The organism is Paenibacillus sp. Y280 (genome assembly GCF_056786335.1).
This window is the reverse complement of record NZ_JBXCIW010000014.1, coordinates 137,971-152,320: the sequence shown is the minus strand read 5'-3', so window position 1 is coordinate 152,320 and position 14,350 is coordinate 137,971. Positions and strand designations below refer to the sequence as shown.

Genomic DNA, 14,350 nt, shown 5'->3' with positions numbered 1-14,350 from the left:
CCGAAGGACAAGATCCGCTCGACTTGCATGTATTAGGCACGCCGCCAGCGTTCGTCCTGAGCCAGGATCAAACTCTCCAAATGGAAGTTTTCGCTTCGACGCGATGTCGAAGAGAAAAGCTTCATGTGTTTGAAATGCTCATTACTTAACTAGCTATTATAAAACATTATCGGATCGACGTGATCCATTTGTTCAGTTTTCAAAGAACTTGTTTGTCACATTTTGTCGTGACAAGAAATGATATTATCATCTTCATTCGACGCTGTCAACCGTTTGTTTCACATTTGTTTGCGGCTCATTCAGTTGTTCCTGTGTCTCAGAAGCGACAAGAAATAATATATCACTTTGACAATTAGATTACAAGTTAAAAAATTTTACAAATATCGACTTTATTTTATCCGTATTTCATGGTTTTCGACACATCCACCGACAAAACGAGCGCTTAGAATCGCTTCTAAGGCTCGTTTGCGTCTTGGCATTTCTATTCAAATCCTCTATTCCCATGCATACTCCATGCATTTGCTAACTCTAAGCCGTCGTTTCACCTAGAAGACGCAGCAGCTCCGCTTCTTCTTCAATAACCGTAATGCCAAGCTCCCGCGCCTTCGTTAGCTTGCTTCCCGCGCTTTCGCCTGCAATGACGAAGTCGGTTTTTTTGGAGACGCTGCCTGAAATTTTGGCGCCGCATGCCTCAAGCAGCTTTGCCGCTTCATCCCTTGACATCGTTGGCAGCGTTCCAGTTAGAACGACGGTCTTCCCGCTGAAGACACTGTCGTTTCTCGCAACCAGCTGCTGCTCAGCTTCCGCTTTTACGCCAAGCTCTCTCATTCTGGCAATGCTTGCGATAATAATCGGATCATTAAAGAATCCAACGATACTCTCCGCCACGATACCACCGATATCAGGAAGAGCCACAAGCTCCTCCGCCTCAGCCTGCATAATAGCATCAAGATTGCCATAATGGTCGGCCAGCATCTTCGTAGTCGCTTTGCCTGTGTTCGGAATGCCAAGCGCGAATAAGAAAGACGCCAATTCCCGATCCTTGGATTTCTCGAAAGCTGCGAGCAGCTTAAGTGCCTTCTTTTCGCCGAACCGCTCAAGCTTTATTAGGTCATCATAGATTAGAGCATACAGATCAGCAGGATCACGAACTTCACAGTCCTTGTACAGCTGGTCAGCCGTCATTACGCTGAACGTATCGATATCCATCGCATCCCGGGACGCGAAATGCGTAATACGTCCAATAATTTGCGGCTGGCAGCCAAGCTTGTTATTGCAGAATAGATGCGCACCGCGTTGTTCAAGCTCCGTGCCGCAGGATGGACACACAGTCGGGAATTCGATTTCCACGCCCGGCTCCTCGTCTGCCTTGCCCAATATCTCTGGAATAACATCATTCGAGCGGCGGATCGTAACGAGCGTGCCCAAAGCATGCTTGAGATTTTTGCGTTCGATATCGCCGATGTTGTTGAGCGTACAGTTCTGAACGGTTACTCCTGCAAGCTCTACTGCCTCGACGCGGGCGACCGGCGTTATTTTGCCCGTACGGCCTACCTCCCACGATACCGATTCAAGCACCGTTGTTGTTTCCTCCGCTTCGAATTTAAAGGCAACAGCCCAGCGTGGAAACTTATCCGTGTAGCCCAGCGCTTCACGCGTACGCATATCTACAACTTTAATAACAGCACCATCTATTAGAAAATCCAGCTGCTCACGCTGCTCCGTCACCCGTACCAGCTCTTCTTGCACCTCTTCAATCGTGTTCCGATAGGTCACGTAAGGATTCACCTTAAATCGGTTGTCCTTCAGAAACTGCTGCATTTCGCGATGGTCTGTAAAGGCTGCTCCGTCGGCGTAGCCGATATTATAGAAAAATGCATTCAGCTTTCGCTGTGCCGTAACTGATGGATTAAGATTGCGCAGTGCTCCCGCCGCTGCGTTTCGAGCGTTTTTGAGCGGCTCAACTGCCGTCTCATTGTACTTGGCCAGCACCGAAAGCTGCATGATGCCCTCACCTTGCACCTCGATAATCCCATCGTTAAATGGAATGGTGAGCGGCACCGAACGTATCGTGCGTACCTGCTGCAAAATGCCTTCCCCAACCGTTCCGTTTCCGCGTGTTGCCGCTTGTACAAGCTGACCATCTTCATAGGTTAGATTAAGCGTCAGACCGTCAAACTTCAGCTCAACCACATAGGTTGGCTGCGGCAGCGGCTCTTCTTCTGGATGCTTGGCGTTGTAATCCGCGACGGCTTTGAGCAGCCTCGTATTCCATGTGAGCAGATCCTCGGCATTTTGCGCCTTATCTAGACTCCACAAGCGAGCGCGATGCTTGTAAGGCTCAAAGCCTTTGAGCAGCTCCCCGCCTACACGCTGAGTCGGCGATTCAGGCAATACGACACCAGACGCGGCTTCGAGTGCGACGAGCTCGTCATAAAGTTTGTCATAATCAGCATCATCAATAGTAGGCTGATCAAGCGTGTAGTAAAGATAATTATGCTCGGTAATGATCGCAACAAGCTGTTGCATCCTCTCTAATTGAGCGTTCACGGAAGGCTCCTCCTTCTAATCGTCCAAAGTAGCTAATTCATTTTACACTTTCGTTATCGGTGCAAAACCGGCAAGCAATCGCTTTATGCCGATCGGAGCCGGGAATGCGATGTTAAGCTCCATGTCCTTGCCCGTCCCTTTGACGGAGACAATGACGCCAATGCCCCACTTGCCATGCGAGACTCTCTCGCCAGTGGCAAACGTTCCCGGCGCGGCATCGCCCGCCGCGCCGCTGCTTTGAGCCGCCCGAGCGGCATCCAGGAGCGGCGTGCTCACCCGCACGCCGCCGCCTCTGCCGCCCATCGCGGCTGGACCCGTTCCCCCCATACCTGGGGAACGGCTTCCTGCGGCGCCGCTAGCTGGGCCGCGCCCTGCAATGCCGCGGCCAGCGCCGCCCTGTGCTGCTGCGCCGGTACCGCCCGTAACGCTGACGCCGCCGCTTCGCGCGCTGCCAGCGCCAGCACGCGAGTAGCCGCCGCTGCCGCTAGAAGCACCTTCTCTTACGCTCTCCGGTATTTCCTGCAGAAAGCGAGATGGCAAATTGCTATTCGTACGGCCAAACAACGTACGCATGCGAGCGCAGGTCAGATACAGCCGCTTCTCTGCGCGGGTAATGCCCACGTAAGCAAGGCGGCGCTCCTCCTCAAGCTCCTCATTGTCCGCAAGCGCACGGCTATGAGGAAATACGCTCTCCTCCATGCCGATGATAAAAACGACAGGGAACTCAAGCCCCTTCGCGCTGTGCATCGTCATCAAGGTGATGGCATCCTTGTTCTTCTCGGCGTCTTCTTCCTCTTTGTTCAAAGAATCAATGTCGGCAATCAACGCAAGGTCCGTCAGGAACGCCACAAGCGTCCTGTCTTCATTCCGCTTCTCAAAATCCATCGTAACGGACAGGAACTCATCGATATTTTCAAGGCGCGCCTTCGACTCCAGCGTATTCTCCTGATGCAGCTCCATGCGGTACTGCGACAGCTCCAGCACCTTCTCGGTAAGCTCAGTCACCGATAAATATTCAACCATCCTTGTAAGATTGTCGATTATCTCATAAAACTCGCGCAGCAGCGTTCGCGTTCTTCCGTTTACTTCGACCTCGCCAAGATTGTTCAACACGCGGAAAATCGATGTGCCTCTTCTCGCCGCTTCATCCGCAAGCTTTCCAACCGTCGTATCGCCGATTCCCCGCTTCGGCACGTTAATAATCCGCACCAAGCTTATATCGTCATCCGGATTGGAAACGAGCTTCAAATATCCGAGCAAATCCTTAATCTCTTTGCGATCGTAGAACTTTATACCGCCGACGATTTGATAAGGAATATCGGATTTGATCAAAATTTCCTCGATTACCCGCGACTGCGCATTCGTACGATACAATATGGCATGATCGGCAAATTTATAGCTTTTATTCACATTTTTACGAATTTCCCCGGTTACAAAATAACCTTCATCATGCTCCGTATCCGCTTGGTAGAGGGCAATGAGATCGCCGGCGCCTTGATCCGTCCACAGTTTCTTCGGCTTCCTGCCGGAGTTGAGCTTGATAACCGCATTCGCAGCATCCAAAATGTTGGCTGTCGAACGATAGTTTTGCTCCAGCATAATCGTCCGCGCCTCGGGATAATCGCCTTCGAAGTTCAATATGTTCGTAATGTCGGCACCGCGCCACCTATAGATCGACTGATCGCTGTCGCCGACTACGCATATGTTATGATGCTTATCCGCCAGCATGCGCGTCAGCATATATTGCGCCCTGTTCGTATCCTGATACTCATCCACGTGAATGTATCGGAACTTATTCTGATAAAACTCAAGCACCTCGGGTACATCCTTGAACAATTGAATCGTCATCATAATAAGATCGTCAAAGTCCAGTGAGTTATTGCTTCTCAGCTTCTTTTGGTATTTCGTAAACACCTGGGCCACGATACCCTCAAAATAATCGCCGACCTTCTGCTCATACTGCTCCGGCGAGATCAACTCATTCTTCGCTCCGCTGATCGCGGCTTGAACAGCTTTTGGCTCAAACTTCTTCGTATCGATGTTCATGTCCTTCATACAGCCGCGGATAACCGACAGCTGGTCTGAGGAATCCAATATCGAGAAGCTTGATGTAAAACCGATCCGATCAATATCTCTGCGGAGAACCCGTACACACATCGAGTGAAAGGTGGATACCCAAATATCCCGTCCCGATGGTCCAACGAGCGCGCTCACCCGATCCTGCATTTCTCGTGAAGCTTTATTCGTAAAGGTGATGGCCAGAATACTCCAAGGCGCAACACGCTTCTTTTCTATTAAATAAGCAATTCGATGTGTCAGTACGCGCGTCTTGCCGCTACCCGCTCCAGCCATAATGAGCAGCGGTCCGTCAGTTGTCTGAACGGCTTCCCGCTGCGGCGGATTCAGCTTCTGCACCGCTTGCTCGATACTTATATAATTCAACATGCTCCGACTCCTTTGTTCGCATATGTTCGCCTCTTCTCAGTGTAGACAACGGCCACTCCTGTGTCAATTTGAGATATTAGGAATGCAGCCTTCCTTTTGCCAGAAAATACGACTAAACATTCAAACCTTATCGGTTATCGCAAACAAGCATAAGCAGGAAGGGCGCCTTATGCCCTACCCCTGTTCCAACTGCTAATAAAGCTGCTCATAAAGCGCCTCCGTGCGTATTTCCGGCTCGAACTTCAGATCCTTGCGGACCAGCTCCTCAAAGGATTTATAATAGCGCTGAAGCGCCCCCATGTCCTTCAGCTTTTCGTAGGCGAGAAGCATATGACGGCAGACCTCATCGGAGTAGGGTTCTTTTTCCTGCAGCTCGTTCAGCCGAAGCACCGCTTGGAAGCCTCTTCCGATCTCGAGCTCATAGGCAGCAACAGCGATAACGATCTGCATATATAGTCGTCGGAGCTGCTCACGCCGCGCAAGGACCATACGCGATCCAGCTCCTCCAAGTAGTCGCCCCGGTACAAGGCAAGCAAGTCTTCATAATTTTTCATGTTTTGCTCTGTAAGAGTAGATTGAAACAAAAAAAAGCATCTGCGATTCCCGACCTGTGGTCATCATTGCTCATAACCATAAGGAGGATTCTACAGATGCGTCTTATTATCATTGCGTGAAAAGCTTAGAATTGCACGAAATCAGCAATTTTTCACCGCTGCTACTGTAGACAAGGCGGCAACTAGATCGCTGTATATAATGTTTCCGACGACTACCGTATGCGCAGCTTCAGCAGCAAGACGTGCTTTGTCCGCATTATCGATTCCTCCGCCATAAAATAGCTGTGCATGGGCTGTAGCTGCTCTCGCTCGCTTCACAAGCTGCATATCTCCGAATCGGCCGCTATACTCCAAATAAATAACCGGAAGACGCATCAGCCGATCGGCCATCCGCACATGTGCAATGAGCTCAACTTCCGTCAGCTCGGCTTTCGCTTCGGTTACCTTCGCCGCCGTTGCATCAGCATTCAATATAATATAGCCCTGCGCTGCCGTTTCATCCCAAGGCACAAAGGAGCCATATTCCATAAGCCCTTCGGTTTGCCGTCCCGTAATCCATTCAGCACGGCTCGTATTCAGCACAAGCGGTACAAAATAACCGTCGAAGCCGGGAACAGCACCTTCTAGGCTTGAAACTTCAAGCGCGCAGTCTACCGCATATCTGCGAATGCGAGCCATCAGATCAACCGTATTTTCAAAAGTAACGCCGCTGGAGCCACCGACGATGATCGCATCCGTACCTGAGTTGCATATTTGATCCAGCGCGTCATCGGATATCTCCCGCTCGGGATCAAGCTTAAACACATGCCTCCAGCCAGAAAACCAATCCTCATTCATGAATAACCAAACCTCGCTTTTTCCCAAAAATCGAATGTCGAATCATTGCTTTCCTTCTATGCTATGTCAGCGGGAATAGCGTGTCAAATGCTCTGCTGCATGAAATAAAACGCCCCATGTGGCAGGCGGGCACTGAGATGTAGTATAAGAGTGAAAAAGCAAGCAATTTGGGGATTTCAACAAGACGTGTAGACATGTAATTGATCGAGCATTAGATGCGTTTCTAGGGTTAAGCTTGCTATTGGGAAGTGCATCGGCAAGGGAGAATTAGAGGGACGTTTTCCAGTTACTTCTTTATTTAAGAAATTCGGCTAAGAAGACTGTCTATATGAATACAAAAACGAGCCTTAGAAACGATTTGAAAAGTGACCCATAAGAGGGCACTTTTTTTCAAAGTGTCCTGCTTATGGGTCACTGTTCATTCTAGAGGCTCGTTTAACTTTTATTATAAAAAACGCTTATTTGTTCACGAGCTGACCGCGCGTTACGCCCAGTTGATTAATTGCCTTCAGACTGCGCCATACCTGCGTTCCGCTTATGCGGCCATCGAGCGCATCACGGTAAAGCGACAACACTTCTAGCACCTTCTCCGGCGTTTCTTCCAGAAACTCAACGCGGAAGTAGGATACGCCATAGCCGACAAAGTTGCGGATATACTCTGCGCCTGATTGCTCAATCGCGTTGTATACCGTGTTGCGGCAGCCTTCGTCCACACGAACGGGGTGCGCCATTCCAATGCGGTCCTGCAAGGAAGCGCGCTTCTCTTCGCACGGACGACCGCAGTTCGTAAAGTCTGTCCCTTCGCTCATAAAGGTGCAGTATACGCAATGCTCTGTATGGAACATCGGCAAATGCTGATGGATAACCATCTCGAGCATCGACGTATCCGAATTCTCAAGCAAATCAATCATTTGCTGAATGTTCAGATCGTACGATGGCGTAATGAGATCAAGACCTACATCCGTAAACAAGTTTACGGCCTTATGGTTCGCGACATTCAGCGAGAAATCGCCGATCAGCTTAGGGAAAGGCTTATCTGGATTCGCTGCGCGTGCACGCAGGTAATAGTAAAGCGCTCCTGTGTTCCGCACGAGCACCGCATCCGGCTGCAGCTTCAATATATTCGCATGGTAGCCGTTCTCGCCCGGCATATGAATACGCGGCGTTGCCAGCGCAATCGGCTTGCCCGCTTCACGTGCAGCGGCAACAGCAGCTGGGAACTGCTTAATGAATTCGAAATCGGCATAGACGTAAGAGATATCGGTTGTCACCGCTGCCTGTACCTGCTCAAGGCTGCGGCATAATGCAATCAGCTTCGCATCCTTGCCGCTTTGCGGCGCCAGGATATCCTTCTTGGCTGCATCAGCCTGATAAACATCCTCGCGCGAAGCTACAGCATTCTTCACATAGACAGGCGGCTTCGGACGCTCGCCCGCAAGCAGCTCTACCGCCTCGCGGCGCAGCCGGTTCAGCTCGCGGATCGGTAAGATCAAATCGCCCTGCAGCTCTACATCAAGTTTCTCCAGCTGATACACCGTTCCGCCGAGTCGGCCCAATTGGTCCTCAAGCAGCACCGCATCCATCGGACGCTTCTGCGCTTGCTCCAGCTCAAGCTCCGTTACGACCTCGACTGTCGTCCCCTTCTGAACATCTGTCCACCAGGTGCGCATCGGCTGTCCGAGCGCGCCGGTCACTCTTACATGAAGCGGGAATACGCGATACGGCTTCTCCGTCTCAAAGGTTGCTCTCAATCGCTTATCGAGTGCAGGATCGCTTGTTTTCCAGACGCGGTCGCCGACATGCACCTTGCGCAGGTCAACATCGTTGCGGCCCGCTACCAGCTCGATCATCGTGCCTTCCTGTGCTTCGCCTTCGATCTTCACGCCTTGGCGGCGAATATCGTAGACGCGGCCGCCCTCTTCCTTCTTCGTCGGGTCGCCTGCGTCAAACACAATGCCATCTCCGCGCTTGAGCGGCGCGTCGATCCGCAGCGTAACTGCATCGCGCATAATGCGCTCTACACGGCCGAGGTAGACGCCTCGGCTTTTCGGGAACGTGCCCTCTACGAGCTGCTTGTTGTTCGTTCCCGACAGAAAACCATGCGTGAAGCCGCGCGAGAAGCTTTGCTGCAGCTCACGCACATCTTCCACCGACGGCTTCGACAAATCGCCGTCAAAATATTTATCGATCGCATGCCGATACTTGCTCACGACATTCGCGACATATTCCGGGCTTTTGAGACGCCCTTCAATTTTAAACGACGTCACGCCCGCTTGGATGAGCTCCGGCACGATATCGATCGCCGCCAAATCCTTCGGCGACAGCAAATACGCGATGTCTCCCATCGGCTGCACCTCGCCGTCAACCATCAGATCATACGGCAGCCGGCAAGCCTGCGCGCATTCGCCGCGATTGGCAGAGCGCCCTCCCCACATCTCGGAGGTGAGGCACTGACCCGAATACGACACGCATAGCGCGCCGTGCACGAAAACTTCCATCGGCAGCTTCGCCTGCTCGCCAATCGTACGAATTTGCTTCAGGTTGTTTTCACGGCCTAGCACGACCCGCTCAAGCCCAAACGGCTTCGTAAATTCTACCGCTTCCGGCGATGTTATCGTCATTTGTGTCGAGCCGTGAATCGGAAAGTCCGGCGAAAGCTCGCGAATCAGCTTCACGAGGCCCAAATCCTGTACGATTACCGCATCCACACCCGCATCAATACACATTTCAATAAGCTTCTGCGCGTCTCTCAGCTCGTCTTCAAATACGAGGATGTTAAACGTCAGGAAGCCCTTTACGCCGTACGTATGCAGAAAAGCCATAATTTCCGGCAGTTCCTCGCTCCTGAAGTTGTTCGCGCGAGCACGTGCATTAAACTTCTCTACGCCAAAAAAAATTGCATCGGCGCCATTTGCTACTGCCGCTCGCATGCAATCCCAATCACCAGCCGGAGCCAGCAGCTCTATATCCGATCTTACTATTGTATCTGTCATAATAACTTGCGATCCCTCACATTCTTCAAACCTGCTTTCACTATCTTAACAAACCGCGGACATCTATACCACTACACAATACTGGCATCGCGGCAAAAAGACTGACTCCCGAGCAGCGGAAGCCATGCATTTCAACCGAAATGGTTCCTATCTGCACAAAAAACCGGTTTCCCACACGGGGAACCGGTTTTCCCATTATCGATATAAATTAATTGAAACGTATCGATTGTGCTACATCGTTAACAATCTTAAGATTGCTTTCCGTTGCACGGATATCGAATGTGACGAAACTAAATACAATTGAACCCTTTGTAGTATCAAAGATATACATGACAAGAGAATAAGGAAGATCCTCTTCTGGCTTAGCGTAGTGAAGCTCTACTCTCTGTCCCGATTTTCCATTGATTGTTACCGCTGAAGAGCCCTTAGCTGTAACTCCCTCTGAGATACCATCATTCGACTTTGGAATCTCCAATAACGTCGACACAATTGAAGTTGCTTGTTTGTTCGACTCGAAAACTTGGAGATATCCCGCACTATAGGTAAAGAAGGCCGCATCCTTGTTCAAGTTGTTTTGCACACCATTCCAGTATGCAGGAATATCAATGGAGTACCCGTAGGTTGAGCTGCGCTTCGTCGTTTTCTCGCTGCGGTCAACTAGTGCATAATCTTCCTCGACGGTTCCAAAGTTTTTCTCTATGAAAGCTGTATCAATATCAACGGAATCAATAACCTGATTGTACGTTTGCTTGCTATTCGTACTATTGGAAGAAGGGTATGTGTAGTCGAATGAGTAACGATAGTCCCCCGAAATGTAGGAAACCTCGATATAGGTAAACCAAATGTTTTCGCCAAATGAAACCTCATAGCTCAACGTTAGAGCATTGCCATCCTTCAAGGTAATCGGTGCAATCGTAAAATTGCGAAGGCTTGAACTGACGTAGTCTTCGCGAATACGCGCTTCCCTTCGTGTAGCCCAGTTCTCAAGCGTATCTCCTGGTGCTGCTGATGAGAACGAGAATTGAAAAAGATCCGTATCATTTTCATACCATGGTGTCGTGCTTTCAGGGTCACTGTTCCAATCAGCCGGCAGTTTAACGGTCAAGCCATAATCAGCGTCCTTAAAGGTTACGAATCCATTCTTCACCTTCGTAATATCTTTCAACGTCGCGTCCGCTTGGTTAAAGGAAGGCACAAAACTATTTAAAAACGCGTCGTAGCTGTTCAGCACAGACTTGTCCGCGCCTTTTGCACCTACAATTACAGTGTAAAAGGTATCCTCTTTCTGAATGCCGCGATACTCATAATACATTTTTGTTTGTTTCGTATAGCTTATAACCTTCTCAAACGTAAGGCCATTCACCGTGATGGCACGTTTATCCACCGTAATCTCATCTTCATCATAATAGGACATGATAAGTTCTCTTTTTTCTTCACTTGTCAGCTCATCGTCTCCGACAGGTTCAGTAATCACGTTTACTTGCGCAGCAACTTTAGAATCATCCACAGTATCTGCCCATTTTACAACATCACCGTTGTCGCTTTGAAGAACTTGAACGAGACCAGTTGGATATTTCAAAGACCAACCATAGTAGCTGTCGCCAACTTTTGTTTTACCAAAATCCGAATCAATCGACGTACCGCCAGCTCCTGACGTTTGCGCGCGGTTTCCAACGATAACCGTTTCTTTCGTAGCGCTGTCAGTTGTAATTTTCGCGCCAAAGGCTTCTACAATAACGCGCAGTGGAACCATCGTTGAGCCTTTGACAGCTACGGGAGCGACGGCTACTGTTTTTGCTGCTCCATTCACTTTTACCGTTTTGCTTCCGAAGGTTAAGACGATCTTGCGGTCATTGTATGTAAGTGTAATGACATTGCCATTTTCCAATTTAAGTCCTGCTCCAAAAGCATTTGTAATGACCTTCAGCGGAACCATCGTTGTGCCACTTTTTACAAAAGGAGGTTCAACGGCAGTCGACTTTCCATTAATTTTGACAGTTGGACTTCCCGTCTTCAAACGAACTTCAACCTTATTGTCCGCATCTGCGGCGAATACTGCTATTGGCAGCATCGCAAGGATAAGCAATGCTGGCAGTAGCATAGCGAACATTCTTTTATACAACTTAAGTTTCATTTAAAATAGCTCCTTATTATCAAATAATTGCGATGTTTATTCTTTAACTTAACCTTCGACTAATGTGAGCTTCCGAGTGACAAGATCGCCATCGATCTGCAGCATTACCTCTACCTGTTGGCCAGGCAGATAGTTTTTCAGCAGCTCATTAAGCTCAACGATTGTGGATACTTGTTTGCCTGCAACTTTATAGAGCATATCGCCATTTTGTACGCCGATTTTTTTGGCTGCTGACGAAGTTACGGATTTGACCGTTAATGGATCAGAGGTCGGAATTCCGATGAAAGCTGACCAGCTTTCCTCAAGCCCAAGTCCAAGCGATGCACGTTTGACATGCCCGTATTTGAAAAAGTGATTCGTAACGTATTGTACGGTATCAGCAGGAATAGAAAATCCGAGATTATCGACCCCTACCTCTACAAATTTCAAAGAGTTGATGCCGATGACCTCACCCTTCATATTGACGAGCGGCCCGCCGCTGTTGCCAGGGTTAATGGCTGCATCCGTTTGAAGGAGTTTGTAGGCTGATGAAACACTGCGGTTCATACCGCTCAAAATACCGCTTGTCGCTGTATTGCGAAGCGAGAAAGATACCGGAGTACCGATCGCCACAACCGTTTCTCCAACCTGTACCTTAAGCGGGGATGGTGCCAGCTTCGCGATTGGAAGCTTTGTCGCTTTAATTTTCACAAGCGCCAAATCGCTCGACTCATCGTGATGGGTTCGTTCTGCATCATACTGCTTGCCATCTGCCGTTACGACAACCAAATTGGTCATATCCTCGACGACATGCGCATTCGTTACGATCCAACCGTCTGCCCGAATAATTACACCCGTTCCATGCGCAAGCGCGTATCTCGGATCTGCCGAGCCGATATCCTTCGGCTTGCCGATAATGGCGACGACGGAAGGTGATACCTTTTTGACGACTGATGGAATATCAACCGGTTTATAAACATAAGTGTTCGTCTTCGAATCAAAAGTGCCGGTCCCGCCTAGTGCGTTCGTCAATGAGCCTGCTTTGACATAAACCTCGCCATTAACCTTAATCGCGTTCATTGCATGCGTAGTTGAATTGCCTGTACCTGTACCCGCAGCCCATGCTGTACCTGCAGCAACAATCGCCCCTAAAACGATGAAACTACAAACACGTAACAAACTGCTTTTCATGGAGTCACTCTCCCTATCCTTCTCTATACAGGTGTTGGCAAAGCCCAATCATGGATCCTGTATTATATATTTAACAGCCATACCGTAATATAGCATATTTATCCATATCCAACAACGAAGAATAGAGAGATTGCTAGTTCCATAGTTAACTATTATAACGACTTTGATCTCGCATTATGCTGGTTTTGTTGATTTACTATGCGATTTTGGCAAATGTCGTTCCAAATATATGATCTCATTACAGAAGTGGTATACTATGTTGGACTACTAAATCAATCCATTTGATGGATTCGGGAGGTAAATGAACAAATGAAATTAGGAGTATTCAGCGTGCTTTTTGCACAAAAACCGTTCGAGGAAGCACTCGACTATATCGCCTCCAAAGGACTTGATGCCATTGAAATCGGAACGGGCGGATACCCGGGAGACGCACACTGCGACCTGGATGGATTGCTTGCAGACGAAGGTAAGCTGAAAGCGTTTAAGCATGCAGTAGAATCACGTGGATTGATGATCAGCGCGCTTAGCTGCCACGGCAATCCGCTTCACCCGCAGAAAGCCATATCGACTGATCATGACTCGGTTATTCGCAAAACGATCGAGCTTGCCAATCGTCTTGGGGTATCGGTCGTCAATACGTTCTCTGGCTGCCCAGGCGATCATGAGGATGCCAAATATCCGAACTGGCCGGTTGCTCCTTGGCCAAATGATTTCCAAGATATTTTGAAATGGCAATGGGAAGCAAAAGTTATTCCATATTGGTCTGAGATTGCTAAGCTTGCAACTGCAGGCGGCGTGAAAATCGGCCTTGAGCTTCATGGCGGCTTCTCCGTTCACAGCCCGGCTACTTTGCTTCGTCTTCGCGAAGCGGCTGGAAATGCTATCGGCGCCAACCTGGATCCAAGCCACATGTGGTGGCAAGGAATCGATCCGGTTCAAGCTGTTCAAATTCTTGGCCGTGCCGGAGCTATCCATCACTTCCACGCGAAGGATACAACAATCGATCCAATCAACGTCAATCATCATGGCGTAACCGATATGCAATCCTATAGCCTGATGCTTGACCGTGCTTGGCAGTTCCGTACGGTTGGCTATGGCCATGATCTCAAAACATGGGCAGACATCCTTAGCGCGCTTCGTCTTGTCGGCTACGACTACGTTGTCAGCATCGAGCACGAAGACGGCTTGATGTCCGTAGACGAAGGCTTCACGAAGGCTGTTCAAAATCTTCAACAAATTCTCATCCGCGAGCCGCTTGGCGAGATGTGGTGGGTATAACAGATAAACAAGAAAAAGGTCTGCCGGACTTGTCCGGCAGACCCTTTTCTATGCGACGACTTGTTACGCCATCCAAACTTTTGTGATCATAATAAAGTCGATCAATAAAAACAATGCTAGCGAAACTGTCGTAAAGCCGATCGCGAAAATGTTTTTCTTCGGACGAGCGTTCAATAGCCGAACGAGACCGATTGCGATCAAAATGGTAAAGGCAAGCATAAACCAATCAAAAGTACCAATTTTACTTGCTGCTTGAGCTGCTTCTTCTGCCAAAAACATGAAGGGACCTCCTTTTTTTCGCACGTAACCTATTTTACTATATGTTAGCTTTTTGTGGCTTCGGACGCAAGTCTGAATCGGGATTCGTAACAACTTTGTCACGATTTCCT

Annotated in this window: 8 protein-coding genes, 1 rRNA gene and 1 pseudogene; 1 reads left to right on the top strand and 9 read right to left on the bottom strand. The window is 49.2% G+C overall.

The genetic code is table 11. The annotated features are described in order from the left end of the window. The 8 genes and pseudogenes from AC1TPC_RS18415 to AC1TPC_RS18380 all read right to left on the bottom strand — a co-directional run. Positions 1–83: ribosomal RNA gene (locus AC1TPC_RS18415) — 16S ribosomal RNA — on the bottom strand; the annotation flags it as partial. Positions 84–528: 445 nt separating this feature from the next. Beyond that, a complete protein-coding gene (gene ligA, locus AC1TPC_RS18410; RefSeq protein ID WP_482068257.1) occupies positions 529–2,529 on the bottom strand; it encodes an NAD-dependent DNA ligase LigA in 2,001 nt (666 codons plus the stop codon). 63 nt (positions 2,530–2,592) lie between these two features. After that, on the bottom strand, positions 2,593–4,995 hold the full coding sequence (gene pcrA, locus AC1TPC_RS18405; protein WP_482068252.1) for a DNA helicase PcrA: 2,403 nt from the start codon (positions 4,993–4,995) through the stop codon (positions 2,593–2,595). Positions 4,996–5,187: 192 nt separating this feature from the next. Beyond that, a pseudogene (locus AC1TPC_RS18400) lies at positions 5,188–5,502 on the bottom strand (bacterial transcriptional activator domain-containing protein); the annotation flags it as partial. A 188-nt stretch (positions 5,503–5,690) separates the two neighbouring features. Beyond that, on the bottom strand, positions 5,691–6,386 hold the full coding sequence (pcrB, locus tag AC1TPC_RS18395) for a heptaprenylglyceryl phosphate synthase (RefSeq protein ID WP_482068251.1): 696 nt from the start codon (positions 6,384–6,386) through the stop codon (positions 5,691–5,693). A gap of 458 nt (positions 6,387–6,844) precedes the next feature. After that, positions 6,845–9,379 carry a U32 family peptidase gene (locus AC1TPC_RS18390; RefSeq protein ID WP_482068250.1) on the bottom strand — a complete coding sequence of 845 codons (2,535 nt, stop codon included), beginning with the start codon at positions 9,377–9,379 and terminating at the stop codon, positions 6,845–6,847. 208 nt (positions 9,380–9,587) lie between these two features. After that, complete coding sequence (locus AC1TPC_RS18385; RefSeq protein WP_482068249.1) at positions 9,588–11,513, bottom strand: stalk domain-containing protein; 1,926 nt, start codon at positions 11,511–11,513, stop codon at positions 9,588–9,590. Between the two features lie 48 nt (positions 11,514–11,561). Next, positions 11,562–12,683, bottom strand: a complete 1,122-nt coding sequence (locus tag AC1TPC_RS18380) for a S1C family serine protease (protein WP_482068248.1) — start codon at positions 12,681–12,683, stop codon at positions 11,562–11,564. A gap of 309 nt (positions 12,684–12,992) precedes the next feature. On the opposite strand from AC1TPC_RS18380, the gene AC1TPC_RS18375 reads away from it, so the two are divergent. Beyond that, positions 12,993–13,961: a sugar phosphate isomerase/epimerase family protein gene (locus AC1TPC_RS18375; RefSeq protein ID WP_482068247.1), complete on the top strand. Its 969-nt coding sequence runs from the start codon at positions 12,993–12,995 to the stop codon at positions 13,959–13,961. Positions 13,962–14,024: 63 nt separating this feature from the next. Here AC1TPC_RS18375 and AC1TPC_RS18370 read toward each other — a convergent pair whose 3' ends face one another. Continuing rightward, positions 14,025–14,240 (bottom strand): hypothetical protein, encoded by a 216-nt coding sequence (locus AC1TPC_RS18370; protein ID WP_169084674.1) that lies wholly within the window; start codon positions 14,238–14,240, stop codon positions 14,025–14,027. Positions 14,241–14,350: the final 110 nt, after the last annotated feature.

What these genes read in the sequence shown, in the direction of transcription:
- ligA (WP_482068257.1), bottom strand. Translation starts at nt 2,529, where the DNA reads ATGCAACAGCTTGTTGCGATCATTACCGAGCATAATTATCTTTACTAC.
- pcrA (WP_482068252.1), bottom strand. Translation starts at nt 4,995, where the DNA reads ATGTTGAATTATATAAGTATCGAGCAAGCGGTGCAGAAGCTGAATCCG.
- pcrB (WP_482068251.1), bottom strand. Translation starts at nt 6,386, where the DNA reads ATGAATGAGGATTGGTTTTCTGGCTGGAGGCATGTGTTTAAGCTTGAT.
- AC1TPC_RS18390 (WP_482068250.1), bottom strand. Translation starts at nt 9,379, where the DNA reads ATGACAGATACAATAGTAAGATCGGATATAGAGCTGCTGGCTCCGGCT.
- AC1TPC_RS18385 (WP_482068249.1), bottom strand. Translation starts at nt 11,513, where the DNA reads ATGAAACTTAAGTTGTATAAAAGAATGTTCGCTATGCTACTGCCAGCA.
- AC1TPC_RS18380 (WP_482068248.1), bottom strand. Translation starts at nt 12,683, where the DNA reads ATGAAAAGCAGTTTGTTACGTGTTTGTAGTTTCATCGTTTTAGGGGCG.
- AC1TPC_RS18375 (WP_482068247.1), top strand. Translation starts at nt 12,993, where the DNA reads ATGAAATTAGGAGTATTCAGCGTGCTTTTTGCACAAAAACCGTTCGAG.
- AC1TPC_RS18370 (WP_169084674.1), bottom strand. Translation starts at nt 14,240, where the DNA reads ATGTTTTTGGCAGAAGAAGCAGCTCAAGCAGCAAGTAAAATTGGTACT.